The sequence below is a fragment of the Paenibacillus urinalis genome, from assembly GCF_028747985.1.
GTDB lineage: Bacteria > Bacillota > Bacilli > Paenibacillales > Paenibacillaceae > Paenibacillus > Paenibacillus urinalis.
In genome coordinates, this window is sequence record NZ_CP118108.1 from 1,336,134 (window position 1) to 1,361,154 (window position 25,021).

Sequence of the window (25,021 nt, forward strand, 5' to 3'; positions counted from 1 at the left end):
AAAAGCAGCCGATGCGCTGAGAAGCAAAGACAAGCGCTATCGGCTGTATATGGATTACTATAGTCTGGAATCATTGGTCTCTATTCCGCCAGTATTGCCTGGACGATTGCGATAGAAGAACCAGCATTCATTCAAGAGCTTGATTTGACGACTGTCCTTTTTGTGAAATGCACGCATAAGTTGGTTACTCAGCCACTGTGGCAAGGGAATCCCTCCTAACACCCGTTAACATCTGTACGTTAGCATATGGGGGAAATGCCCGATTAGTGCAGGTCTACATCAAATAACCGTTCTGGACAGATCAGCTAAAGAAGACATGGGTCTTTACTTTGGTTTGATCTGCAGAACGGTTATTTTGTCATTTCTAGTTCAGGAGGAGCTGATTAGATGAGTTCTTCTTCCTCATACCATTGTTCGAGCTGAGCCTGAAGGGCGCGAATCTCTGTTAACAGGGCAATCAGTGGGTAGTGCTCCTCTTTGACAGAAGCAAAGGATTGTTCCAGCTGGTTAATATAATCAAGACCGCCTGTGATGGCGTATTGCTCTTCGAGCAAATCCAGCTGATCGCATTCAGCAATGGCCCTTGGTAAAGCAGGAACCGCATCTGCTGTAAGCTTACTGATCTCCTTGTGGAGACGCAGATTCAGAGCACTGAGCTGATAGGCATAATCAGATGGCATTTCTACAAATTCGAGCTGACCAGCAGCATGCTGTAAAATGATGTAGCGCATCTTGGACATAACGATGATTCTCCCCTTTTGGTCGTCGTTCTTAAACGTTCCTTGACAGTGTATCCCAAGGTATAGTTACAATCAAGTAGAAACGATGCACGGAAGTGAGCTGAATAAGGGTGAATTTAATGACAAACGAAGAATTACAGGCTTGGATTGAGCGAATATCCATGGATAGCTTCGGTGTGCCTTTTCGTCATGAGGCTGTCTTTAACAAACGTTTGACGACAACAGGCGGCAGATATATGCTTCGCACCCATCGTATTGAGATTAATCCGCATCAGTTAGCGGTGCACGGGGCAGATGAGGTAGAGAAGATTATTAAACATGAGCTATGCCATTATCATTTGCATATACGTGGAAGAGGCTATAAGCATCGTGATCCCGAATTTAAGCAGCTGTTAGCTCAGGTAGGAGGGAGCAGGTACTGCCAGGGCTTGCCGGGCGGAAAAGCTCGCAGATCACTCCCCTATAAATATGAGCTGATCTGTCAGAGCTGCTCACAGGTGTACAAGCGTAAGCGTAAAGTAGATGTGCGCAAATATCGCTGTGGACGCTGCAGCGGCAGACTCCAAATATCTGAGCTGACGAAGGCTTGACTCTTGTCTAAACTTTTGCTAAATTATTAATTACAGCTAATGTTCCCTGATAGCTCAGTTGGTAGAGCACTCGACTGTTAATCGAGTTGTCACAGGTTCGAGTCCTGTTCGGGGAGCCATGGAGAGATACCCAAGTGGCTATAAGGGGACCCTCTGCTAAGGGGTTAGACTGCGTAAGCGGTGCGAGGGTTCGAATCCCTCTCTCTCCGTTCCATTGAGCAAAGAAAGCCCGCGAGGGCTTTTTTTGCGTTATGGAACATAAAAGATGGGATGAGAACCCATAGGGGTTCGTCGGAGCATAAGCTTCGAAAGGATTACATCGCAGTCTCGACCGAAGGGAGAGTATCCCTCTCTCTCCGTTCCATTGAGCAAAGAAAGCCCGCGAGGGCTTTTTTTTGCGTTATGGAACATAAAAGATGGGATGAGAACCCATAGGGGTTCGTCGGAGCATAAGCTTCGAAAGGATTACATCGCAGTCTCGACCGAAGGGAGAGTATCCCTCTCTCTCCGTTCCATTAAGCAAAGAAAGCCCGTGAGGGCTTTTTTTGTTATAAAGGACATACAAAGATAGAATGGCGAACCCAGGGGTTCGCCATTTTGTATTTACAGCATTCTCAAAAATTAAGTTAAGGACGGCTCCATATTCATGCCTGCCAGCTTACGTTCAATCGCGTACGCAACGCCGTTCTCAATATTGGTAAGCGTAACTTCTTTCGCAATAGCCTGAATATCTGGATGTGCATTGCCCATCGCGACAGAGGTTCCGGCAATGGTAAGCATGGATACATCATTATTGCTGTCTCCAATCGCCATCGTATGCTCCAGTGATATGCCGAGCCTTGCAGCCAGTTTACTCAGCGCATTTCCTTTAGAAGCATCCGGATGCTCAACTTCAAAATTGTGATCTGCAGAAATGACCATGGTTACCTCCGGATTGTTCCGGAATCTTGCACGTCCGAGCTCAAGCTTCTGCTTATCAAAGGATAGAGACAAGATATTGTAAATTTCGGCATCCTCCGGAATACTGAGATAAGAAGGGATTCGCACGATCCCGGTTTGTTCATACTGCTTCTCTGCCATACGAAGCAGGCGGTCCAGGCTTTCTTCCGGATTCGCGCTTAAGGCACGGTCAATCTCTATAGACATGAGCTGATGGCCTTCATTCGGCGAATAAATCGCCCGGTCGGTAAGGACTTCATAATAAAATTGGTTTTGATCAAGCCATTCCAGAACGGACATAGCCGTATTTCTATCCATTGGAATGGACTCCACTCGGTTCGAATCCTCATCATGCGTTGTCGCTCCGTTTGCCCCGATCACCGGCGTATTAATCCCGGCTTCTGCACATATCGCCTTAACGTCAGCATGAGCTCGCCCTGTAGCAATCGTAACGTGTACACCCAGGCTTTGGGCTTTGCGGATGGCATTTGCATTTTCTTCACTAATCTTACTGTCACTGTTTAGCAGTGTTCCGTCCAAATCTATAGCAATGAGCTTAATCATAGGGTAACCTCCTGATCGTCGTCGGGAATTAACACTTCGACCTGATTTTTATTGAGAAAATCCAGCATTTCTTTATCTGGAGAACGATCTGTAATCATGATGTCGACCATACTCCAATCTGCAAATCGGTAAAAATAGTTGCGCCCAAACTTCGAGTGATCCGCGAGCACAATGACGGTATCGGCTTGTTCCATCATCTTGAACTTTACCTTGCCTTCTTCATCACCAGAGCTAAGCCCATCGGTCGTCACACCACCTACACCAATAAAAGCCTTCTCGACATGATAGTTGGATAAGGTGTCAATAACGGAAGCACCATAGACGTAGCGATGCTCCTTGTGCAACATTCCTCCCAAGAGCCTGATTTGAATCAAATCTTTCTCTGACAGCAGGTCTGCCGAGTTAATGGAGTTCGTAATCACCGTGCAATCCTGTGGATGTAAATATTCGGCGCAGGCCTGAACGGTGGTTGAAGAGTCCAGAATAATGCGATCTCCCTTGCGAACGAGAGCAGCTGCGAGACGACCGATCGCCTTTTTCTCATCCGAGACGGTAGTCAAACGATCTTTATAATTTTTGAATTCCTGAATGGGGGAGGGGAGCAGTGCGCCTCCTCTGGTGCGTACAATGAGATTCTGATCTTCAAGCTTGATCAAATCTCGTCTTGCTGTATCCCGGGACACGTCGAAGATGGAGCATAACTCTTCTATAGAGATTCGACCTGACTTGGCCAGATGGTCCATGATAAGCTGCATGCGTTCTTCCTGATACAAGCGGATACCTCCTTACGTTGATGCATCAATATAAGTAATCATAAGCCAAAATAAGCAATGATGCAACATGAATGGATTGAAAAGCATGTAATTGTGCATCAATCTACGTCATTAAGGTGAAATATGGTGATGAATTAGGGTTTAATATTTTTTTATCATTTTTTTAAAAAAAGGGCTTGTCAAATACTTATTATATTTGATATACTCTAAAAGTCGTCAATGAGCGAACGAAAAAATAAGGCCCGTTGGTCAAGGGGTTAAGACACCTCCCTTTCACGGAGGTAACAGGGGTTCGAATCCCCTACGGGTCACTTTTATAACCAGCAACCCATAAGGGTTCGTCGGAGAATAAACTTCGGAAGGACTGCATCGCGGTCTCGAACGAAGTGAGAGTCTCCCTACTGGTCACTTTATCCAACCTTGCTTTATGTACCTAGCATAGTGGCATACATCATTGGATTACTCAGCAAGAGCCATTAGCTCAGTTGGTAGAGCACCTGACTTTTAATCAGGGTGTCGAAGGTTCGAGTCCTTCATGGCTCACCAGTTTAATATGCGGTCGTGGTGGAATGGCAGACACGCTATCTTGAGGGGGTAGTGGGTGTATACCCGTGGAGGTTCGAGTCCTCTCGACCGCATCCTAATAACTAGTGAAAGAGTCTTACGTGCTTAAACGTAAGGCTTTTTTTATGTCTGGTTGAATCGTACATGGCAAAAGGGACTATATACTTGATGCGTGAGCTGCCTCAAGTAGTAGTCCCTGTCTTATCTCATTTTCAAATATATAGATTAGTTCCGGTTGAGCTTATCCGCAATAATAGACAAAGCCGATTGCTCCTACACCGGTATGCGTACTAATAATAGGAGAAGTATAGCTGATATCGACATCGCTGTGACCTGTCAGATCCGAGATCGCTTGCTTCAGCTGCTCTGCTAACTTATGACCTTCTGCATGGGCAATTCCCACTTTATGAATTGTCTTGCCTTTTACATCTTCTGCAAACTGTTTGGCCAAATGTCTGACGATTTGGGCGTGACTGCGCAGATTGACGACAGGTGTATATTTACCCTCTGATAATGTAGCGATCGGTTTAATATGAAGCAGAGAGCCGATCAGACCCTTACTCTTGCCGATGCGCCCGCCCTTTACAAGGTTCTCAAGGGTGTCGACCGCGACGAACAGCTTCGTCTGACTGCGGATTTCGGTAATCCGATCGACAATCTCAGAAGTCGTCTTACCCTCTGCTGCCCATTCTGCAGCTTCCAGCACTTGAAACGCGAGACCCTTTGAAATGTATTGGGAATCAATGACGGTTACCTCAGCACTGGACATCTCAGCAGCCATTTCTGCCGAGCGTACCGTGCCGCTTAAGCTGCCTGTCATGTGAATAGATATAATCTCATAGCCTTCTTCATGAAGTCTGTTGTAGCGCTCCAAGAACTCACCAGCTGACGGCTGAGAGCTCTTTGGCAGCTCGCTGCTTTGCTTCATTTTTTGAATAAATTGCTCTGGGGTGATATCGATCCCATCGATATAATTGACACCATCGATAGAAAAAGTAAGAGGAACCACTTCGATGTCATGCTTCTGAATGACGGATTGAGGTATATCTACTGTAGAGTCCGTCACAATCTTAATTTTCTTCATTCATTCACTCCTTATGCCAAATCCAGACAGGTAGGAGGAGCTGTATAGCGCTGTGGCTCAATCTATCTGGACATTTATATTAGTATATACGAGCAGGCATATCAGGTTCAAATGGAAGGCTGAGGATGGGATGGGTGTATGATATAATATGGAATTATTGTGAAGTTTATTTGCATAATGAACTACATAATGACATAACTGGAAGGCGGTATTATATGAATTCGAATTCGATCTATTTACGAATTGAGGAATTGATTAATAAACGAGGGATGACAAAAAAAGCCTTCTGTGAGGAACTGAAGATCAGCACCGGGAATCTGGGTGACTGGAAACGAGGGCAGTCCATACCAAGTACGGCCAAGTTGATTGAAATTGCTGCTTTTTTTGATGTCAGTCTGGACTGGATTATGGTCGGAAGAAGTGAAATGATGATTAATGAGCAGAGCATCTCTTATGAGGCGGAAGATCATTCAGAACGGCAAGCTGAGCGTGCAATATCTGAATTAACGGTGAAGGAGCAGGAATTCATTAAAGAATATATCGAATTTACCCGTTATCGGAAGCAGAAACGAGCGGACAAGCATCACTGATGAACCTTCTTGATCATATTAATAGATTATACATAACAGGCCATGATTTGCTGTACAGCAGATCATGGCCTTTATTTGACTCTATTTTCTGAATTGCAGAGGGACCTTACCTATTACTGCAGGTCTGATCTGATTCCACAATTCAATACAAAACTCCTGGAGCTCGAAGGCGGCTCTCCCGAGCATGCGTACAGCGATCCCTTGTCCACCTGCGAGAAGGGTTGCACCTGCTAGGATACGACCGGTTTGAGGGAGCGCTTCTCGTATGGCTGTAAGCTCCTTCGCGCTGATGTTCTCTCCTGCGATCCATAATGCGGCCATATGCGTATAGTCGAGCATCCCAGACAGGTTGTTCGCTTGCTCAAGCCCCGGCTCTAGGGAGAATCGATCCCAGACAAGGAGTTCATTTTCCTTCCATACCTCGGTGTGTCCTTGAAATTGAATGAAGTCAAATTGCTCCCCGCGATGTACCCTGCCAGCGGACCACACATCCGCATAGACTAGAGTGGAGTTCTTACCGAGATGGAATGCCGTTGTCAAGACAGAACGACTTCCGGCAAAAGGGATCACGCATTCCGGAAAGTACTCGAGTATTGCACCCTGCTCCAAATGAAAAGTGTGGCTTACAGAGGAAGGAAGGGTGGGTGTCGGATGCAGTCTCGTAGCTGAAGTACTGGTGAGGACTACATGAGCTCCTTCCTTGAGCAGCCATTTAGAATCATACTCATCTCCATTCATTACCCCCGGTGATACATCTGAGGTGTATACACATAGCTCTCCGTCACTGCCGGGAAGGCGAAAGGTCCGGCTGATTCTTAGCGGTACAGTATGATACCGATCCGTAATATAAGTGAGGCCACCTTTGCGTTCAAAGGTGGCGTACAGCTCACTTCGTTTCATACCGGACGGATACAGATCTGTGCGCTCTTCTGACCGGAGATTAATGGGAGTGGTGATGGCCGTGTTCATGATCATGCTCATGGGCAGCGGCTGCCTCATCATCCATGAGCTGGTGCTCAAGCCAATGGATAATTTCGGATACGCCTTCGCCGCTCATCAGATTGGACATCACATAAGGGCGGCCTTCGCGCACTTTTTGCGTATCTGACTCCATGACACTAAGGTCTGCGCCAACGAATAGGGCGAGGTCGGTCTTGTTGATGAGCAGGAGGTCCGAGCGTGTAATACCAGGACCGCCTTTACGAGGGAGCTTCTCGCCTTGGGCTACGTCAATAATGTAGATAAATACATCCGCCAGCTCCGGACTGAAGGCAGCGGACAGATTATCTCCACCACTCTCGATAAAGATCATCTGCAGATCATCAAAGCGCTCCTGCAGCTCCTCTACGGCTTCGAAGTTCATGGAAGCATCCTCGCGAATCGCAGTATGCGGGCAGCCTCCGGTCTCAACGCCGATAATGCGGCTGCTATCGAGAGCATTTTGGCGAAGAAGAATTTCAGCATCCTCTTTGGTATAAATGTCGTTGGTAATGACTGCTATGCTGTAGCGTGTGCGTAATGCCTTGGACAGCTTCTCCACAAGGGCGGTCTTGCCGGAGCCCACCGGGCCACCGATACCGATACGCATTGGGCGACTGTGATCAAACGGAATTCTCTCCCAGTTCGCGTGATGATGATGATTTGAGCCTGTTCCACACATATGAATCATCCTCCTGAATTTAAGAAATATATCGTTCGTTGTTACTTTCAAGACATAAACAATCTGGCTGGCAGTGTTTCGTGCCTCATGGCGTAAATTTCTTGAGCAAAGCTATAGCTGCTCATCCCCATAGGATCGGTGTCTTTGACTGTGTTCCAGGCTGCCTCGATATCAAGAATGAGCTCCTGAATCAATCGCTGCGCTTCAGTCTGGCCTATCGGCATTAGCCGTAAGGCGCTGTTTACATAACCTGTAACTGCGGTATACAAATGCCCGGTTACTGCTTCATCGAGACCAATCTCCAGCTGAAAGGCGATATAGGCATGCACGGTCGGCAGACAGCATAGAGCGCCATAGTCCGAAACAGAGATATCGAGCAAATCGAGCTCCAGGTCGGAGTATATGCTTCGCGCCAGCTTCACCAGTCGCTTTCCCATTTTGTGAGAGCTCTCTCGCAGTTCTCTAGGAGAGCGCTGGGCAAACAGGCGTTTGTCATAAAAGGCGATTCCCGCAGGGTTGTTATTCGCCGCTGCCTCGTACACACCCTTCATGGCAAGTCCATCTAACCGGGTGAGACTCCCGGTCAGCTGGCTGCGAATGAAGGAAGCGAGCTCTTCGCTTGTCCGGATTACCCCTTCGGCGGTATAGGTTTCGAGCCCTGAAGAATGGGAGAAGCCTCCTATGGGAAGTGCCGAATCCAGCAGCTGTGCGTATCTTAGTAATTTAATTGTAGAGCTGGTCTGCAATCTGTAACCACTTCCTTAAGTCTGATGAGCGGATCAGAACATGAAATATCGCTGTGTCATAGGAAGACTCTCGGCAGGCTCGCAGGTGAGCGGCTCTCCGTCAGCTTTGACTTCATAAGTTTCGGGATCGACTTCTATGACTGGTGTAACATTGTTGTGAATCATGTCCTTCTTGGTCACGCTTCGGCAGCCTTTAACGGCCTCAATACGTTTAGTCAAGCCAAGCAGCTCGCCTATGCCTGCTTCTTTGGCAGCTTGGGAAACGAAAGTAATGGAGCCTTTCTGCAGCGCTTTACCGAACGAACCAAACATGGGACGGTTAAATACGGGCTGCGGTGTCGGTATAGAGGCGTTGGGGTCACCCATCTGGGCCTGAGTTATAATACCGCCCTTCAGCACCATTTCTGGCTTAACTCCAAAATACGCAGGGCTCCACAGCACAAGATCTGCCCATTTGCCAACTTCAACCGATCCGACAATATGACTGATTCCGTGAGCGATTGCAGGATTGATCGTGTATTTGGCGACATAACGTTTAATCCGGTCATTGTCCGATGGCGAATTCTCGGTGATCGAGAGCTTGCCGCGCTGCTTCTTCATCTTGTCAGCGGTTTGCCAGGTGCGGATAATGACTTCGCCTACCCGGCCCATAGCCTGGGAATCCGAGCTGATAATACTGAATACACCAAGATCGTGAAGAATATCTTCAGCTGCAATAGTCTCCGGACGAATCCGTGAATCTGCAAAAGCGACGTCCTCTGGTATGGATGGATCCAGATGGTGGCACACCATGAGCATGTCCAGGTGCTCTTCGACCGTATTTCGAGTGTAAGGTCTGGTCGGATTCGTGGAAGAGGGAATAACGTAGTTCTCTCCTGCAGCACGAATGATATCAGGGGCATGTCCCCCGCCAGCCCCCTCTGTATGATAGGTATGGATGGTGCGGCCGTTAATCGCGGCAAGTGTGCTCTCCAAGAAGCCGGTCTCATTCAATGTATCCGTATGAATGGCTACTTGTACGTCTTGCTGCTCGGCTGCAGTAAGACAAGCGTCGATAGCAGCGGGCGTTGTACCCCAGTCTTCATGCAGCTTCAGTCCGATTGCCCCAGCCTTAATCTGTTCGATCAGTGGCTCTGTTGTTGAGCTGTTTCCTTTACCCAGGAACCCGAGATTCATCGGAAAGCCTTCCGCGGACTGCAGCATCGTATGTATATGCCATTCGCCCGGAGTGCAGGTTGTGGCCTTGGTGCCTGTAGCGGGCCCGGTTCCGCCGCCGATCATCGTCGTGATACCTGAATTGATGGCAGTACGTATCTGCTGTGGTGCGATAAAGTGGATATGTGTGTCTATTCCTCCGGCAGTAATGATATGCCCTTCGCCGGCTATAATTTCGGTTGCTGCGCCAATAATGAGAGCAGGATCAACGCCGTCCATCGTATCCGGGTTACCGGATTTGCCTATGCCGCAAATGAACCCATCCCTAATTCCGATATCCGCCTTTACAATACCCCAATGGTCTATGATGACAACGTTCGTAATGACCGTATCCGGTGTTCCTTGACTTCGCAGGGCAGAAGCCGATTGACCCATGCCATCTCGGATGACCTTGCCTCCGCCAAACTTGCTCTCATCACCATATACGGCGTAATCCTTCTCGATCTCTGCCCACAGCTCTGTATCTGCGAGCCGGATGGCATCACCGGTTGTGGGTCCAAACATAGACGCATACTGCTCACGTGTCATTTTCTTCATGATGGATCACCTTCGTTATTCGCTGCGGGAGCACCGAACCTTTCGATAAATGTCTTAAGCTTGACCTCATCAGCAGGCTGATCCAGTGATCCGTTCGTCAGATTGTTGAATCCCTGAATTCGGCGTTGTCCGCCAAATGTAGTAAGATCGACCGGCTTCTCTTCACCGGGCTCAAAGCGTACGGCAGTTCCTGCTGGAATATGCAGTCTGCGTCCGTAGGCACTCTTGCGATCGAAATCAAGCTGGGCATTCACCTCGTAGAAGTGGACGTGTGAACCGATCTGCACCGGCCGGTCTCCCCGGTTGATCACGGTGAGCTGAATCGTGTCACGATCAGGATGACAGATGATGTCGTCCTTCTTTAACCTGTATTCTCCTGGGATCAAGATGAATTCCCTGCCTTTCTATGCGTGTATTCTGTTGCTAGCGCGTAAGAATCAGCGAATCGGCTCATGAATGGTTACAAGCTTCGTCCCGTCAGGAAAAGTAGCTTCTACCTGTACCTCCGGAATCATATCCGGCACACCCTCCATACAGTCCTCCTTCGTCAATACCGTTCCCCCATAGCGCATCAGCTCTGCAACCGTCATGCCGTCACGAGCTCGCTCCAGCACTTCAGAGGTGAGGATGGCGATGGCTTCGGGTACGTTCAATTTGAGTCCGCGCGCCTTGCGCTCCCTGGCCAAGTTGGCAGCTACGGTAACAAGCAGTTTGTCTTTTTCTTCCTCAGTCCAGTGCACATGAATCCAACCTTTCTGCACTACAATCTATTTCTAGATTTTTCAAGTTTGATATCTAACATCATAATACAACCGATGGCTTGAGCAAAAGCGTTCATTTTATCCGTTGTGTGATTAATACCATTCTAACATCCGTTGAGGTTTGAAATATCTACCTTTGCTAGAAACGATAGAATTGAAATAGATCATTTTATGTTAAATATACTCACACAGATAAGAATGCTTTGTCAATGATAATCATATCATTTTGTGAAGATGCATGATCCGGTTAGGCGAAAAATAAAATTATGTAAGGAATATTGACATACCAAAATAGATGCATCTATAATGTGATCACCAAACATTGTTGGAAAAATTTATGTGAATGTTCGGTCTGAGGGAAAAAACAAAGGGGAGTGGAGTCTATGTTAAAGAAAAAGTTCGGCAAATGGTTTCCTGTCATGATCGCTGGTGTTCTGATGCTGTCTGGATGTGTATCATCCGGTGGAGAAACGGCTACACAGCAAACGACGGGGACGGAAGGAGCAGAAACGGCAGCTGCTTCAGACGGGGATACGATTAAAGTTGGCGTACTGCATTCTCTTAGCGGGACGATGTCCATAAGTGAGGTATCGGTTAAGGATGCGGAGATGCTGGCGATTGAGGAAATTAATGCAGCCGGCGGCGTGCTTGGCAAACAGATCGAGCCTGTCATTGAAGATGGTGCCTCTGATCCAGCGATCTTTGCAGAGAAGGCAGGGAAGCTGCTCCAGCAGGATAAAGTGGCGGCAGTGTTTGGAGGATGGACTTCCGCAAGTCGTAAAGCCATGCTGCCTGTCGTTGAATCGAACAATGGACTTCTCTTCTATCCTGTTCAATATGAGGGCTTGGAAGCTTCGCCTAACATCTTCTATACCGGCGCGACGACGAATCAGCAGATCGTACCCTCGGTCAGCTGGCTTCTGGAGAATCGGGGCAAGAAGTTCTTTCTGCTAGGCTCAGACTATGTTTTCCCTAAGACAGCGAACAAGATTATAACCGCTCAGCTGCAGGCTGAGGGCGGAGAGGTCGTAGGAGAAGAGTATACACCATTAGGACATACGGACTACAGTACGATTATCAGCAAGATCAAAGCAGCTGACCCTGATGTTGTATACAACACGTTGAATGGGGACAGTAACGTTGCGTTTTTTAAACAATTAAAGGATGCGGGCATCACCTCTGAGGATATAACGACTCTCTCTGTCAGTGTAGCGGAGGAAGAGATTCGAGGCATTGGTGCTGATGTGCTGACAGGTCACCTTGCAGCGTGGAATTATTATCAAACGACAGAAACACCTGAGAATACCAAGTTCACAGAAGCCTACAGAGCAAAATATGGTGAAGACCGTGTAACGGCAGATCCGATTGAAGCAGGATATACGGCGGTTTATTTATGGAAGGCTGCGGTTGAGAAGGCAGGATCGACAGAAGTGGAGAAGGTGAAGGAAGCGGCAAAAGGGATCGAGTTTGATGCACCTAGCGGAAAAGTAACGATTGATGGCGACAACCAGCATATTTACAAAACCGTTCGGATCGGTGAAGTGCAGTCAGATGGACAATTCAAAGAGCTGTGGAATTCAGGTGAGCCTGTGAAGCCGGACCCATATCTTGAAACCTATGAATGGGGCAAATCACTGAGCGCTGAATAAATCGCTTATCTTCTATACTAAGGAAAGGAGGCAGAACTCGGATGGATATGTTTATACTGCAAGCCTTTAATGGACTTAGTGTAAGTTCGATTCTGCTCTTGATTGCACTGGGTCTTGCTGTTACCTTCGGGCTCATGAACGTCATTAATATGGCGCATGGGGAGATGATCATGATTGGAGCTTATGCGACATTCGTCACGCAAAATCTGTTTATTTCCTATATGCCAGACTCTTGGTTTAATACTTATTTCCTAGTGGCGCTGCCGGTTTCTTTTCTGATTGCTGCAGCTGTAGGGTGGCTGCTTGAAGTGCTGCTCATTCGTCATTTATACGGACGTCCTCTGGATAGCCTTCTGGCTACTTGGGGCGTCGGGATGATATTGCAGCAGCTGGCAAGGACGATTTTTGGTGCCCCGAATGTCGGGGTAACCAGTCCTTCGTGGCTCAGCGGGGGATTCGCAGTGACGGATTCTATCGTTCTTCCGTATACAAGACTGTTTATCATCCTGCTGGTCGTTGTAGTGCTGCTTCTGATGTATATCTACATCTATAAGACGGCTCAGGGACGGCGTATGCGAGCGGTAATGCAGAACCGCAACATGGCGGGATGTCTCGGGATTTCCACAAGACAAGTAGATGGACTTACCTTTGCTATTGGTTCTGGAATTGCCGGAATTGCAGGCTGTGCACTGACGCTGCTCGGACCGATTGGTCCATCTCTTGGAACTTATTATATCGTGGATGCATTTATGGTTGTCGTGCTTGGTGGTGTTGGGAAGCTGGTAGGCACCGTTGCGGGTGCAATGGGTATTGGCGTATTCAATACATTGTTTGAAACATACACAAGTGCATCGATTGGCAAGGTACTTGTATTTGCTTGTATTGTTGCATTCCTGCAATGGAAACCAAGGGGACTCGTGGCACTGCGCTCACGCAGTTTAGACTAGAGGAGGGATACCGATGCCGATTGTTAACAAACTTGGAGTTCGTGGACAGCGTATCGCCTGGGGGATCGTCCTCATTCTAATGAGTCTTGCGCCGCTTGTTTCCACGGAGTTCCGACTAAGTCTGCTGGCGAAATTTCTGGCTATGGCTATTCTGGCTATAGGGCTGGATCTTATATGGGGATATGGCGGTGTACTCAGCTTGGGACATGGGGTATTCTTCGGTCTTGGAGCTTACGCAATGGCAATGTATTTGAAGCTGCAGGCAAGTGGTGCTTCGCTGCCTGATTTTATGGTGTGGAACAGTGTGGAGAAGCTCCCCTGGTTCTGGGAGCCCTTTCGATCGTTTCCGATCGCGATGCTGCTAGGGATCTTACTGCCGGCACTGCTGGCATTTCTACTCGGTTTCTTCACCTTTAAAAATCGGATCGCGGGTGTGTATTTTACAATTCTGACACAAGCGCTTGTGATGATCGTCGTTACCTTGTTTGTCGGTAAACAGGAGTGGACAGGTGGAACGAACGGTCTAACGGGCTATAACCATATTTTTGGAATGCAGCTGCACCATCCCACCACCACAATTATGCTGTATTATGTAACGCTGGTGGTTCTGGTTCTTGCTTATATTTTGTGCAGACGTATCGTTCGCAGCCGGTTTGGTCAAGTGCTGGAAGCGGCTCGAGATGGAGAGAATCGTGTGCGCTTCCTGGGGTATGATCCCGCTTGGTACAAAACACTGGCTTTTACCTTGTCAGGAGCGCTTGCTGGTCTAGCTGGAATGCTCTATGTGCTTCAAGTAGGGATTATATCTCCATCGATGATGGGTATTGTTCCTTCTATTGAAATGGTGCTGTGGGTTGCGCTTGGAGGCAGAGGGACATTAATTGGTGCGGTGATTGGTGCTGTCATTCTGAATGCGGCGAAGACAGGGATTAGTGAGGCGTATCCAGAGGGCTGGCTGTTCGTTATGGGTGGTTTATTTGTAGCTATCGTCTTGTTTATGCCTCGTGGACTTGTCGGGGTGTATCATAATCTGTCCAGATGGTGGAGACGAAAGGGAGGTGCTCGAGATGCCAAGTCCGTTGTTGAAGCCGAACGAGCTACATCCTAAAAGGGAGACGGTCCTGTCCGTTCAGGACATAACGGTATCTTTTTCAGGCTTCGTCGCTGTGAACGGGATGAATCTTAACCTCATGCCTAATGAGCTTCACTTTCTGATCGGCCCCAACGGGGCAGGTAAGACCACGATGCTTGATGTCATTTGTGGGAAAACGAAGCCTGTGTCCGGTAAGGTGCTGCTTCCTGATGGAACGGACCTGACTCGTAAAAAAGAGCATCAGATCGCAAGGCTTGGGAACGGGCGGAAATTTCAGGCGCCCTCTGTATTCGGTGGTCTGACCGTCAAGGAGAATCTGGAGCTTGCTGATGATCAGAACAAAGGGGCTTTTCATTCACTGCGAGGTCTTCGTGGAGGTGAGATAAGCCAAGCGATGGAAGAAGTGCTCACACAGATCGGTCTCACCGATCGCCTCCTGGTAAGGGCAGGGGCGCTGTCTCACGGAGAGAAGCAGTGACTGGAGATCGGCATGCTGCTGCTGCAAGAGCCTCATGTACTTCTGCTAGATGAGCCGGTGGCCGGGATGACAGATGATGAAACACTGAAGACAGGTGAACTGCTTCGAAGTATTGCCAAGAAACGCTCTGTTGTCGTTGTCGAGCATGATATGGAGTTTGTCAGACAATATGCAGAGAAGGTCACGGTGATGCATGAGGGTAAGCTGCTGACGGAAGGGACGATGCTTGAGGTTCAGCAGAATCCTGTTGTCGCCGAGGTCTATTTGGGCAAAAGGAGGAAGCAGGATGCTGTCACTTAAAAATATTGAATCTGGCTATGGCGAGAGTATGGTGCTCCGTCGTGTTCATCTGGATATTCAACCGGGGCAGGTCGTTTGCCTGATGGGCAGAAATGGGGTCGGTAAATCTACTCTGCTTCGTACGCTTATGGGTGTTATCAAGATGAGTCAAGGTGAAATACACTGGGAAGGAAAGAATATCTCGGACTGGAATTCAGCGAAAAGAGCCCGTGCGGGCATCGGATATGTTCCGCAGGGCCGGGATATTTTTCCACAGTTGTCCGTGAAGGAGAACCTGATGCTGGGTCTAGAAACAGCTTCCAATAGAAGTAAGGTATTCCCTGAGGATGTGCTTGCTATGTTCCCGGTCCTTCCTACGATGTACAAGCGGCAAGGAGGAGATCTAAGTGGAGGGCAGCAGCAACAGCTCGCCTTTGCCAGAGCGCTGGCCGCGAGGCCTAAGTTGCTGCTGCTGGATGAGCCGACAGAAGGGATTCAGCCGTCGATTGTAGATGATATTCGCGATGTCATTATTCGGATCAAGAATCAGAAGGATACGGCCATTCTGCTCGTAGAGCAAAGCGAGGAATTTGTTCGCAGTGTGGCAGACTATATTTATGTCATGGATAAGGGTAGTATTGCGATGCATGGCAAGCCGGAGGATCTGGATCTGGCAGCATTTGAGCATTATCTCACGGTCTAGGTTTAAACAAAAAAAATACGGCGTTACCAAAAACACTCTCCCTGATTCGAAAGGAATCCAGGTGAGTGTTTTTTTTGACGCTGCATGAGCTATGTGTACACTGGTGTTAACTAGCTCATGGGCGATCCAGAATCCTTGCATATTGCGGATACAGCTTGCGAATACACTCAGGGCATATATCATGGGTGAATTCGGCATGTGTATGCTTCTCAACAAAGCTCTCGACGGTATTCCATTCATCTTCTTCATCTCTAATACGCTTACATACCGCGCAGATCGGCAGCATTCCTCGCAGTGTACGTATTTGAGAAGAGGCGTCCTGAAGATGGTGCTCAAGGTGTTTCAGGTGTGTGATATCAATGTGTGTAACGATAAGTCCTTTGAAGTCGGATTGGAGAGAGGTTTCATATAGAGACGCTTCTAAACGAAGCCAAACATAACTGTTGTCTCGCAGTATCCTGACTTCGCATACATAACCTGCCATGTCGTTGTTTAGTACTTCCTTGAGGTGACTGATGATGTTGTTCATGCTGTGGGGACACGTTCCTGGAAATGAAGCCAGTATATTGAAGTAATTAGAACCCAGCCAATTGGTGCTGGTAATACATTCATAACGGGACAACTTCTCGGGAAGAGGGTGGTTATACGAGCGTATCGTTCCGTAAGCGTCAATAATGACAATGGTTGACTTGAAATCTTCGGACGAGGTCTTTATAAAGAAGGGTTCGGCTTCGGGCAATAGTAGTCTCTCCCTATACTTATATTGACATTTTTAATGGATCAGAGATGTAATATTGAGATGGAGTTTCTTCCAAAAAAAGGTTGATGTTATTATATACGTTCTTGCGTCATCTAACAATCATTAATCACTTACATGCGTCGTTCTTTTGCGACAGCATAAGGTGGAATTATGACGAAAAAAAGCACGCTGGCAGAGGAGGGAGCCAGGCGTGCTTTAGATAGGGAGAGGCTTGGGGGGGCCTGAAGAGGTGAGCTGGAGGGGCACTAGGCTTAAGCTCTTGTATGTTCAATACCGGGTTCGTGGAAGGGGAAGCCCGGTATGAGGGATTGCATTGACAGAATCGAGTTCTGGAAGGGCTGAAGGCTTGCGGTTCTGGCTCTGTTCCATTCTTCTTCGAGGTCGCTGTCCAGTAAGCTGGACAAGGCATTAAGATCGCAGGTCTCGATATTTAAGAGTCGTCTTGCGTGAATCAGGCACACATCCTTGGCGGCATGAAGATAACCGGAAGCTGCATCGTCGGCGGTAACCTCAAGCTGAGTATTGATCCAGGCGTGAACGACGGGGAGTGAGCCGACAGCATCATATCGGTGGATAAGAGCTTCGAAATGCTCAAAGTCCATCCATGGATGCAGCGCTTTAGATAGTTTAATGAGACGTTTTCCCATGGCTCTGGAGGATTCACGTTTATAAACAGGGGTTCGCTTGACGTGAAGCATCTTATCAATAAGGGCGATTCTCCACTCATCCTTCTGCTCTACTGCTGTGTAGATGGCCTTGATTGCCATACCTTCCAATTGCACAAGACTTGGATGCAGCTCACATCGCATGAATGTCTCCAGGTCGGTAGTTGTTTGGATTGTACCTTCCTCGATGTATGACTTGAGTCCGAAGGAATGAGAGAATCCTCCGACTTGAAGTGAGGAATCAAGCAGTTTTACATAATCAAGAAGCTTATTTCCTCTGTTCACCAGATTCGCCCCCTTATTGTGTTAAACATCGTGATAACCATCTTGGGTGGAATTATATGTTATGTATATGTCAATTTATTATCGAATATCGCTATGTTTGATATGTATTTTTACATAAATATCCTTACACTGTCAATGAAAAACTGATTAACAACATTAAAATGGATGAAAGTCTGATTTTAATGTAACTTATAATAACATATAGTTTACATATTGTTCTCCTTTGAAGGTCAATTAATAAAATTCAAAATAATTACTTTACTTATGATCAATAGGTGTGTATAATATATTTTGTTGGCACGAAAATGCTGAACAAGATGCGCGGTCGTGGTGGAATGGCAGACACGCTATCTTGAGGGGGTAGTGGGTGTATACCCGTGGAGGTTCGAGTCCTCTCGACCGCATCATACGAAAGAGCTTGAAGCAATTGCTTCAAGCTCTTTTTTTTCGCTCAATGTAGGTGAGGCGTCAACAGGGGTATCCTGCAAAATTCTCATTTTAACAGCTTGGCGATATCCGCTTCAATCTTGTCCGGTGTCGTTTGCGGACTGTATCTTTTTACAATATTTCCGTTCTGATCGATAAGAAACTTGGTGAAATTCCACTTAATCGCCTTCGAGCCAAGTATACCTGGTGCACTGTCCTTTAAGTGCTTGAACAGCGGATGTGCCTCATCTCCATTGACTTTAATCTTCTCAAACATCGGGAAGCTCACACCATAGTTCATTTGGCAGAACTCTGCGATTTCATCATTTGAGCCCGGTTCTTGTTCGGCAAATTGGTTGCTGGGGAAACCGAGAATTTCAAAGGATTGGTCATTGAATTTGTCATATAGCTCCTGCAGTCCTTTGTATTGAGGGGTTAGTCCGCACTTGCTCGCTGTATTTACGATCAAGAGTACTTTTCCTTTGTACTCCTCCATACTTAACTTCTGGCCTTTGAGTGTGTTCACTTGGTATTGATAAATCGACATGCCTTCATCCATCCCTTCTATTGAAACTTATATACTCTTGATTGAAGCAGCTAAAGGTATTATGAAATTGATTCGTATTGATAACAATTTAATTTTAAACAATATATGGAGAAAGTCAAACAAAGCTTCTGTAAAGAGTGGATCTACTGTCGAAGGCAAATTTGGTCATTTGAAATAAGCGAGAAAACGAGATAAACTGAGAACAGATAAGCTGAATGCACAGAGGGGAATATTTTATTCTTATTCTATCCCAAAACAGCGCTAAATCGTCGTAATGAGCCCCTGAAGGAGCTTTACATCGATTTTCAACGGGTGTATGATTCATATCGTAAATCTTGAGCAACCGAAAACCTTATATTTGAGTAATTTCTCATTGCTATAAGTCGCTTAATTTCTGCCTAATATGGCGGAGAGCGGGGGAACCACAGTAAGGCAGCGTGCTTGATTCGGTGTGAGAGCCGAATGATACACGATGCATGGGGTGAATTCTGATCCGAAGATTCATATGAAATGTCATATGGAATCATGAGGAACAGATAGGACGACTCTCACCGTCCGAATCCGACAGCTAACCTCGTAAGCTGTACAGAGTTACACTAGAGATGTGGAAGATATGCAATACGCTTCCTTCACTTCCTTATCGTGAACATTCTTTAGTTATCTTCTGTGCTAACGTTTGAGAGAGGAATGATAAATCTTGTGAGCGATCAGCCACAGAGGTTTAATCCTCTGTGGTTTTATTTATGCGCTGAATTTTTGTTGATCCAAAAAGCGGGGGACCCAGATGTGGATGCATTGATCCATGGGGTGAATTTCATGGCTATTGTCATGAATAGGGCAATCTCTCTTGTCCGAATCCGACAGCTAACCTCGTAAGCGTAACAAAGGGAGAGGCAGCAAGCCGAGTAGTGCCTATGTAACAGGTCATGTTTTGCCATGTTCTGAGATATAGGTGGGAGAGCACCGGGCATGCCTTTGATCGTCGGTGTTCTTTTTTTGTTGTCTTTTTCTATAACAGGGAGGAAATGATTGTAATGAGTGATGAAGTTATTTTAGTTACGGCACCAAATGAAGCGGCCAGAAATTTTATTCGATTATTAATGTACAAGAAGCTTTCTTTTGCTGTACTGACGAACAGTGCACAGGAAGAGAAGCAGGTCAAACGGCTTGGAGTAGAGCACATTATACGTATGGATACGGCGTTTACAAGTAAATGGCTGCTGCCTAATGCGGCGGTAGGACGTATTTTTATTTTTGAGAACAGCTTGAATCTGACCTGCCGGTTTTTGCAAATATGCAGACCCTGGACACGTAAGCCGATTACCATTATTACACAGCTGAATCATCCTCGCGGAGTATACCGCGGTATGGGCGCAGACCACGTTATTTTTACAATCAAGGGCGAAGTAGGATTTCTGTTAAATGGAGAACGGGCTGCTGTTAATTAATTGATCTGCACGCACACAGCGATAGAAGCAGGAGACTGCGGCTAATGGCTAGTGTAGGTGCTTACTATACAGTTTGCGTAATTAGATGCAGGATTGATATACTGGAGTTAAAGGAAACATAGCATGTGAGACTCGTGATATAAGCATGGGTCTCTTTTTCTATATTTACAGATGGAAAGGTAGAGAATGGCATTATGGGGAAGTTTGATCATGTGAAATGGCTCTTTTTTGATATAGGAGATACACTCGTAAATGAATGGGTTCCCGTTGATCACATTATCGGCCAATTTGTGAGAGAAGCAAATGGACTCGGGTATAACATTACAATGGAGGACGTACGCAGCAAATTTATTCAGAGCTATTCCAATTACATCGCTTCTCCCATGCAGTACGCGATTTCGGAGCTTGTGCCTTCGGAGGAGGACAGAGCGTATATCAAGACTAGGCTTAAGTTTCAAAAGGAGCTCGAAGAGCCGTATGCCGAAGCTCGGACTGTTCTTGAGCAGCTGGGTGAGCGCTACAGAATCGGTATCGTGGCTAATCAAAGTCCGGGTACGGAAGAGCGTCTGGTGAAATATGGACTTCGTTCATTTGTGGATGTTATCGCTTGTTCTGCTGAACAAGGCATGTCCAAACCGGATGTGCGCTTATACCAATATGCGCTGAAAACAGCCGGAGCGGAGCCCTCGGAGTCCATTATGATCGGAGATCGTATTGATAATGACATTATCCCAGCCAAATCGCTTGGAATGCTTACGATTCGAATTATGCAGGGGTACGGGCGTTATCAGCCTTCCACTGGTGCTCAGGATACGCCGGACTATACAGTGAATGATCTAAATGCACTGACGGCACTGCTGCTATAAACATAATATCAGACCCTGATTATTACAGATGAAATGGCTGTGGTGTAGGAACTGCACTCCAATCGTTAGGACAAACTAACAGCTGGGGTGCAGTTTTTCTGCATTCAAGCGGCTGGATTATGAATGAGTCAGGCGGTTTATTCTAAAATAGGCAGGACTTCTTCCCACACCGCGTCAAGGATAGACTGTATACGATCTTCCTCACTGTTAACAGCAATCACGGCTCTCCGGTCCGGTATGATCACGAGCAGCTGGCCGTGTGCGCCATCCCCTCGATATGCTCCGTGAGAACACATCCAAAACTGACAGCCATAGCCGAGCGACCAGTCTCCTTCACCGACAGAATCAATATGCCTGCGAGTCGCAAATTGAATCCATTCTGCAGGCACCAGTTGTCTGCCCTCATAAGCCCCCTCATCCAGCAGCATTTGGCCGAATCTGCTTAATTCTTCGGTACTGATCACGAGACCTGCGCATCCGAGTGTGACTCCGAGAGGCGAGGTTTCCCATTCTACGTGATGAATACCCAGAGGCTCAAACAAACGGGAATTCAAATAGTGGTGGACCGTCTCACCGACGGCTGCTTGAATCAACGCCGAGATCATGAAGGTATCGCCGCTGCTGTAGGTAAACTGCTTGCCGGGAGGGCGGTCCAGCGGCAGGGACAAATAGTATTTTGCCCAGTCCTTCTCCGTCAGTGACTGTCGCTCCGGCAGCCAGAGTGGTGGAGCGTCATGCCCTGAAGACATCCGTAACAAATCATAAAGGGTAAGCTCATCAGGAGAGGGAAGCTGTGGATCCTGAGAGCGATAAGTGGTGTTATAGTTGAAAAATTCACCGAGCTTCGTATCCAGTGTGAGCTTTCCTTCCTCAATGGCAAGACCAGCAGCCATGCAAGTAAATGATTTGCTGATAGAATGCTGCTGACGACGTATGTCCTGATCCCAGTTCCATTCTCCAACCAGCCCGCCATCCTGCAGCACACGAATCGAAAAGACGTTTAAGTCTTGTGCTCTAATCTTCTTCTCAAAGCCGTTCAACGTACTTATCATAGGTTCCTCCATTCCTGCCCCGCCAGCAGTTATCTGACACAGGTTTCAGTGCAAGTCATAGCTTCGAAACGTTTAGAACGGTGAATCATTTTCCTAAATTAGCTTAAGTCCAGTACTCTGAATTTCGTGAAATATGGTATTACAGGCTCATTTGAAAGTCAATATCTGGAGCAGTGCTTTTTAGAATCAGCAAAAAAACCATGTAAACTGCATTGACAATCTTCTGGAGAAGAGCTTATGATAGTTATAGAAACGATTCGAAGCAAGCGCTTCCAAATGACTGTATTATCGAATAAACAGAGGAATAACCGTAGAATAGTGTAGTGAAACGATTCGAATATTGAATCAGAAAGGGGGTTTTTATGGCCTATATAGCAATAGAGACAGGTTCGCCGACGCTCCGTATGACGACAAGCATCCATGTGATCTCTCCCACAGAATACGGGGAACGACCGAAGTACACGCTTTATTTGCTGCATGGTGCAGGAGATAATGCGAGCACATGGCATCGTATGACCACAATTGAGACGTATGCGCAGAAATATGGGTGCACAGTCATTATGCCGGAGGCCAATCGAAGCTACTACACCGATATGGCGCATGGCCTCGAATATTTTTATTACATCACCGAGGAGCTGCCCAGGACTTGTGCCAATCTCATCCACATGAACGAGGATCCCGAACGGACTTATGTCGCTGGATTGTCGATGGGAGGATACGGAGCACTCAAATGCGCACTGACTTATCCAGAGCGTTACCGTAAAGTCGTTTCATTTTCAGGGGTGACGGATATCGAGCAGAGGCTGCACAGAAGTGATATGACTACTGACTTGATCAAGGAGATGCAAGGGGTATTCGGCACAAATCTAGAGGTACAGCCACATGAGGATTTGTATGCGCTTGCCCGGGCAAGGTCTGACGAAGGGGCCCGTCTTCCATCCATACTTTGCTGCTGCGGGAGTGAGGATCCTTTTGTAGACATGAATCGTGAATTCGCCGCTTATATGCATCATTCACTTTATAAATTCAAGTATGTAGAGAGCCCGGGAGCGCATGACTGGTCTTTCTGGGAGAGACATTTGAGCACTGCTTTTGAATTTCTTTGTGAGGAAGCTTAAGAAGATTAGATTTATGAAGAGTGAGGAGATGCAAATTGAAACCAGCTGCTCTAGGATCTGGCCAAAAAGTAAAGCCGAATCCAACCCGAAGCCGAAGACTTTTCGCGGAAATCTGGAAACACCGTATGACGTATACCCTGCTCATCCCAGGGTTAATCTGGCTTATCCTGTTTGCTTATCTGCCGATGGGCGGATTATCGCTCGCGTTCAAGGAATATAAAGCGAACCTGGGCATATGGGGAAGTCCTTGGGTCGGATTTGAGAATTTTAAATATGTGTTCAGAGATCCTACCTTTATTGATGCGGTATGGCGAACGTTATATATCAACATTTTGAAGCTGATTGTCCAGTTCCCGTTTCCGATATTGCTTGCACTGATGCTGAATGAGCTTCGGATGCGAAGAACGAAAAAAATATTCCAGACCGTATTTACGTTTCCGCACTTCCTGTCCTGGATTATCGTCTCGGGGATTGTCATCAATGTCCTCGCTTACGATGGACTGGTGAACAGTGCGCTTGCATTAGTCGGCCTGCCAACAATTAATTTCCTCGGTTCAGAGGATACCTTCGTGCCGATGCTCCTGCTCACTGATATTTGGAAATCAACAGGCTGGGGGGCCATCATCTATCTGGCGGCCATATCAGGAATTGATCAGGACCAGTACGAGTCAGCTCAGATTGACGGTGCATCAAGACTGCAGCAGATGTTCCGGATTACGCTGCCGAATATTCTTCCGACGATTACAGTCATGTTCATCTTGAATGTCGGGGGACTGATGTCTTCCGGTTTTGATCAAATCTTCAACCTTGCGAATGCAGCGACACAGAATGTGTCCGAAGTACTTGATGTCTATATTTATCGGATTACCTTCCAGTCCTCAACGGACTTTTCATTCTCGACTGCCGTCAGCTTGTTCCGCTCTCTAGTGAACATGTTCCTATTGCTGGCAGCGGACCGGGTAGCCAAGAAGCTGGGTGGAGACGGGTTGTTCCGATAGGAGAGGAGAATAAACAGATGAGCACGATGGCTAGAAAAAAACCAAAGTTCTTAAGCAATAAAATGACGGTTATCGATTATTTTATTCTTTTCGTCCTGAGTGTGATGGCGCTGCTGATCTTAATTCCTTTTTGGAATGTCATCATGATCTCATTTGCAACGCCGAAGGAGTATGCGGAGAATCCGCTGCTCATGTTTCCTAAAGAGTTCACGTTGGATTCCTATACCGCGCTCTTTTCGGATGGGAGTATCCTGACCGGATATTGGAATACGACCAAGCTGCTTGTGATCGGGCTGCCGCTCAGCTTGTTTCTGACGACAAGTATGGCTTATGGCCTTAGCCGGAATAAGTTTCCGGGCAAGAAGCTGATCTTCTTCCTTGTTCTTTTTACGATGATCTTTAATGGAGGTATTGTACCTCTCTACCTTGTCATGAAATCACTTCATCTGACAGGGACCTTAATGTCCGTCATTCTTGCAGGCAGCTTCAGTGCCTTTAATATGATCCTGATGATGAATTACTTTCACAGCCTGCCGGAATCACTGATGGAATCTGCCAGGCTCGACGGTGCCGGTGAATGGAGAATTTTGTTCTCGGTTGTCCTTCCCCTTGCTGCACCGATCATAGCAACAATTACTTTATTCTATGGGGTAGCGTACTGGAACAGCTGGTATGATGCCATGATCTTCCTGAGAAGACAGGATCAGCTGCCGCTGCAAAATGTGCTGAGGGCCATTATCGTGGAATCCTCGACCAATGCGTCGAATGCATCGAGTGTGGATGCAGTAGGGAAGAACTCGTTCTCTACGGGAATGAAGATGGCCGCTGTCTTTGTGACCATGGTTCCGATTATGTGCTTCTTCCCGCTGCTTCAGAAGCATTTTGCCAAAGGGGTACTAACAGGGGCAATCAAGACCTGATGAACCTGATGATCATTAGAATTT

The 25,021-nt window shown here is 47.0% G+C and carries 26 protein-coding genes, 6 tRNA genes, 1 pseudogene and 2 riboswitches; of the genes and pseudogenes, 18 read left to right on the top strand and 15 right to left on the bottom strand.

The genetic code is table 11. The annotated features are described in order from the left end of the window. Window positions 1-57: 57 nt before the first annotated feature. Together cmpA and PUW25_RS05920 are read right to left on the bottom strand one after the other, a co-directional pair. Window positions 58-204 (bottom strand): cortex morphogenetic protein CmpA, encoded by a 147-nt coding sequence (gene cmpA / locus PUW25_RS05915; protein WP_152557743.1) that lies wholly within the window; start codon window positions 202-204, stop codon window positions 58-60. Between the two features lie 179 nt (window positions 205-383). Continuing rightward, a complete protein-coding gene (locus tag PUW25_RS05920) occupies window positions 384-740 on the bottom strand; it encodes a hypothetical protein (RefSeq protein ID WP_047912141.1) in 357 nt (118 codons plus the stop codon). 119 nt (window positions 741-859) lie between these two features. Between PUW25_RS05920 and PUW25_RS05925 the strand changes: the two genes are divergently transcribed. The 3 genes from PUW25_RS05925 (at window position 860) to PUW25_RS05935 (ending at window position 1,539) form a co-directional block, all read left to right on the top strand. Further along, complete coding sequence (locus tag PUW25_RS05925; protein WP_047912140.1) at window positions 860-1,330, top strand: SprT family protein; 471 nt, start codon at window positions 860-862, stop codon at window positions 1,328-1,330. A gap of 43 nt (window positions 1,331-1,373) precedes the next feature. Next, window positions 1,374-1,449, top strand: a tRNA-Asn gene (locus tag PUW25_RS05930). A 1-nt stretch (window position 1,450) separates the two neighbouring features. Continuing rightward, window positions 1,451-1,539: transfer RNA gene (locus tag PUW25_RS05935), tRNA-Ser, on the top strand. Between the two features lie 412 nt (window positions 1,540-1,951). Here the strand turns inward: PUW25_RS05935 and PUW25_RS05940 are convergent. Then, a complete protein-coding gene (locus PUW25_RS05940; protein WP_047912302.1) occupies window positions 1,952-2,830 on the bottom strand; it encodes a Cof-type HAD-IIB family hydrolase in 879 nt (292 codons plus the stop codon). Beyond that, the gene (locus tag PUW25_RS05945; RefSeq protein WP_047912138.1) at window positions 2,830-3,606 is read right to left on the bottom strand and encodes a DeoR/GlpR family DNA-binding transcription regulator; all 777 of its coding nucleotides are present in this window, start codon (window positions 3,604-3,606) and stop codon (window positions 2,830-2,832) included. Before PUW25_RS05945 ends, PUW25_RS05940 begins: the two co-directional genes overlap by 1 nt. Window positions 3,607-3,845: 239 nt before the next feature. On the opposite strand from PUW25_RS05945, the gene PUW25_RS05950 reads away from it, so the two are divergent. The 3 genes from PUW25_RS05950 to PUW25_RS05960 all read left to right on the top strand — a co-directional run bounded on the left by PUW25_RS05950 (window position 3,846) and on the right by PUW25_RS05960 (window position 4,244). Further along, window positions 3,846-3,917 (top strand) — tRNA-Glu (locus tag PUW25_RS05950). 159 nt (window positions 3,918-4,076) lie between these two features. After that, window positions 4,077-4,152, top strand: a tRNA-Lys gene (locus PUW25_RS05955). Window positions 4,153-4,161: 9 nt separating this feature from the next. Further along, a tRNA-Leu gene (locus PUW25_RS05960) sits at window positions 4,162-4,244 on the top strand. Between the two features lie 167 nt (window positions 4,245-4,411). Here the strand turns inward: PUW25_RS05960 and PUW25_RS05965 are convergent. Then, window positions 4,412-5,254 (bottom strand): DegV family protein, encoded by an 843-nt coding sequence (locus PUW25_RS05965; RefSeq protein ID WP_047912137.1) that lies wholly within the window; start codon window positions 5,252-5,254, stop codon window positions 4,412-4,414. A gap of 215 nt (window positions 5,255-5,469) precedes the next feature. On the opposite strand from PUW25_RS05965, the gene PUW25_RS05970 reads away from it, so the two are divergent. Next, window positions 5,470-5,844 carry a helix-turn-helix domain-containing protein gene (locus PUW25_RS05970; RefSeq protein WP_274336802.1) on the top strand — a complete coding sequence of 125 codons (375 nt, stop codon included), beginning with the start codon at window positions 5,470-5,472 and terminating at the stop codon, window positions 5,842-5,844. An 81-nt stretch (window positions 5,845-5,925) separates the two neighbouring features. Here the strand turns inward: PUW25_RS05970 and PUW25_RS05975 are convergent, their stop codons facing one another. The 6 genes from PUW25_RS05975 to PUW25_RS06000 are packed head-to-tail and all read right to left on the bottom strand — an operon-like array spanning window position 5,926 to window position 10,742. Beyond that, the gene (locus PUW25_RS05975) at window positions 5,926-6,825 is read right to left on the bottom strand and encodes an urease accessory protein UreD (protein WP_047912136.1); all 900 of its coding nucleotides are present in this window, start codon (window positions 6,823-6,825) and stop codon (window positions 5,926-5,928) included. Then, entirely contained in the window at window positions 6,785-7,504 is a 720-nt protein-coding gene (gene ureG / locus PUW25_RS05980) for an urease accessory protein UreG (protein ID WP_274336803.1), read from the bottom strand. The genes PUW25_RS05975 and ureG overlap by 41 nt, the downstream gene beginning before the upstream one ends. 47 nt (window positions 7,505-7,551) lie before the next feature. Next, entirely contained in the window at window positions 7,552-8,250 is a 699-nt protein-coding gene (locus PUW25_RS05985; protein ID WP_047912134.1) for an urease accessory protein UreF, read from the bottom strand. Window positions 8,251-8,283: 33 nt separating this feature from the next. Continuing rightward, on the bottom strand, window positions 8,284-10,002 hold the full coding sequence (ureC, locus tag PUW25_RS05990) for an urease subunit alpha (protein ID WP_047912133.1): 1,719 nt from the start codon (window positions 10,000-10,002) through the stop codon (window positions 8,284-8,286). After that, the gene (locus tag PUW25_RS05995) at window positions 9,999-10,388 is read right to left on the bottom strand and encodes an urease subunit beta (protein ID WP_047912132.1); all 390 of its coding nucleotides are present in this window, start codon (window positions 10,386-10,388) and stop codon (window positions 9,999-10,001) included. The genes ureC and PUW25_RS05995 overlap by 4 nt, the downstream gene beginning before the upstream one ends. Window positions 10,389-10,439: 51 nt before the next feature. Further along, the gene (locus tag PUW25_RS06000) at window positions 10,440-10,742 is read right to left on the bottom strand and encodes an urease subunit gamma (protein ID WP_047912301.1); all 303 of its coding nucleotides are present in this window, start codon (window positions 10,740-10,742) and stop codon (window positions 10,440-10,442) included. Between the two features lie 404 nt (window positions 10,743-11,146). Between PUW25_RS06000 and urtA the strand changes: the two genes are divergently transcribed. From urtA to urtE, 5 genes and pseudogenes are all read left to right on the top strand, one after another. Beyond that, window positions 11,147-12,412 carry an urea ABC transporter substrate-binding protein gene (urtA, locus tag PUW25_RS06005; protein WP_047912131.1) on the top strand — a complete coding sequence of 422 codons (1,266 nt, stop codon included), beginning with the start codon at window positions 11,147-11,149 and terminating at the stop codon, window positions 12,410-12,412. A gap of 41 nt (window positions 12,413-12,453) precedes the next feature. Beyond that, a complete protein-coding gene (gene urtB, locus PUW25_RS06010) occupies window positions 12,454-13,359 on the top strand; it encodes an urea ABC transporter permease subunit UrtB (RefSeq protein WP_047912130.1) in 906 nt (301 codons plus the stop codon). Window positions 13,360-13,372: 13 nt separating this feature from the next. Then, the gene (gene urtC, locus PUW25_RS06015) at window positions 13,373-14,467 is read left to right on the top strand and encodes an urea ABC transporter permease subunit UrtC (protein WP_047912129.1); all 1,095 of its coding nucleotides are present in this window, start codon (window positions 13,373-13,375) and stop codon (window positions 14,465-14,467) included. After that, window positions 14,427-15,230: pseudogene (gene urtD, locus PUW25_RS06020) on the top strand (urea ABC transporter ATP-binding protein UrtD). Before urtC ends, urtD begins: the two are co-directional and overlap by 41 nt. Next, window positions 15,217-15,912, top strand: a complete 696-nt coding sequence (urtE, locus tag PUW25_RS06025; protein ID WP_047912127.1) for an urea ABC transporter ATP-binding subunit UrtE — start codon at window positions 15,217-15,219, stop codon at window positions 15,910-15,912. The pseudogene urtD and the gene urtE overlap by 14 nt, the downstream one beginning before the upstream one ends. A gap of 115 nt (window positions 15,913-16,027) precedes the next feature. Here urtE and PUW25_RS06030 read toward each other — a convergent pair whose 3' ends face one another. Together PUW25_RS06030 and PUW25_RS06035 are read right to left on the bottom strand one after the other, a co-directional pair. Beyond that, window positions 16,028-16,651, bottom strand: a complete 624-nt coding sequence (locus tag PUW25_RS06030; RefSeq protein WP_052511988.1) for a nitrogen regulation protein NR(II) — start codon at window positions 16,649-16,651, stop codon at window positions 16,028-16,030. Between the two features lie 272 nt (window positions 16,652-16,923). Continuing rightward, complete coding sequence (locus PUW25_RS06035) at window positions 16,924-17,622, bottom strand: urease accessory protein UreF (protein ID WP_052511986.1); 699 nt, start codon at window positions 17,620-17,622, stop codon at window positions 16,924-16,926. A gap of 321 nt (window positions 17,623-17,943) precedes the next feature. Between PUW25_RS06035 and PUW25_RS06040 the strand changes: the two genes are divergently transcribed. After that, a tRNA-Leu gene (locus PUW25_RS06040) sits at window positions 17,944-18,026 on the top strand. Between the two features lie 89 nt (window positions 18,027-18,115). Here PUW25_RS06040 and PUW25_RS06045 read toward each other — a convergent pair. Beyond that, the gene (locus PUW25_RS06045) at window positions 18,116-18,595 is read right to left on the bottom strand and encodes a glutathione peroxidase (RefSeq protein WP_047912298.1); all 480 of its coding nucleotides are present in this window, start codon (window positions 18,593-18,595) and stop codon (window positions 18,116-18,118) included. A gap of 374 nt (window positions 18,596-18,969) precedes the next feature. After that, window positions 18,970-19,193, top strand: a riboswitch (cyclic di-AMP (ydaO/yuaA leader). Window positions 19,194-19,331: 138 nt separating this feature from the next. Next, a riboswitch (cyclic di-AMP (ydaO/yuaA leader) is annotated at window positions 19,332-19,489 on the top strand. A 140-nt stretch (window positions 19,490-19,629) separates the two neighbouring features. Between PUW25_RS06045 and PUW25_RS06050 the strand changes: the two genes are divergently transcribed. Both PUW25_RS06050 and PUW25_RS06055 read left to right on the top strand, forming a co-directional pair. Next, window positions 19,630-20,043 (top strand): hypothetical protein, encoded by a 414-nt coding sequence (locus tag PUW25_RS06050; protein WP_047912125.1) that lies wholly within the window; start codon window positions 19,630-19,632, stop codon window positions 20,041-20,043. Window positions 20,044-20,237: 194 nt separating this feature from the next. After that, complete coding sequence (locus tag PUW25_RS06055; protein WP_047912124.1) at window positions 20,238-20,909, top strand: HAD family hydrolase; 672 nt, start codon at window positions 20,238-20,240, stop codon at window positions 20,907-20,909. A gap of 137 nt (window positions 20,910-21,046) precedes the next feature. Here the strand turns inward: PUW25_RS06055 and PUW25_RS06060 are convergent, their stop codons facing one another. After that, the gene (locus tag PUW25_RS06060; protein ID WP_047912123.1) at window positions 21,047-21,961 is read right to left on the bottom strand and encodes a serine hydrolase domain-containing protein; all 915 of its coding nucleotides are present in this window, start codon (window positions 21,959-21,961) and stop codon (window positions 21,047-21,049) included. Window positions 21,962-22,323: 362 nt separating this feature from the next. Here PUW25_RS06060 and PUW25_RS06065 point away from each other — a divergent pair, with 362 nt between their 5' ends. The 3 genes from PUW25_RS06065 to PUW25_RS06075 are packed head-to-tail and all read left to right on the top strand — an operon-like array spanning window position 22,324 to window position 24,997. Beyond that, window positions 22,324-23,079 (top strand): alpha/beta hydrolase, encoded by a 756-nt coding sequence (locus PUW25_RS06065; RefSeq protein WP_047912122.1) that lies wholly within the window; start codon window positions 22,324-22,326, stop codon window positions 23,077-23,079. 35 nt (window positions 23,080-23,114) lie between these two features. After that, complete coding sequence (locus PUW25_RS06070) at window positions 23,115-24,077, top strand: ABC transporter permease (RefSeq protein ID WP_274336804.1); 963 nt, start codon at window positions 23,115-23,117, stop codon at window positions 24,075-24,077. Window positions 24,078-24,094: 17 nt separating this feature from the next. Then, complete coding sequence (locus tag PUW25_RS06075) at window positions 24,095-24,997, top strand: carbohydrate ABC transporter permease (RefSeq protein WP_047912121.1); 903 nt, start codon at window positions 24,095-24,097, stop codon at window positions 24,995-24,997. Window positions 24,998-25,021: the final 24 nt, after the last annotated feature.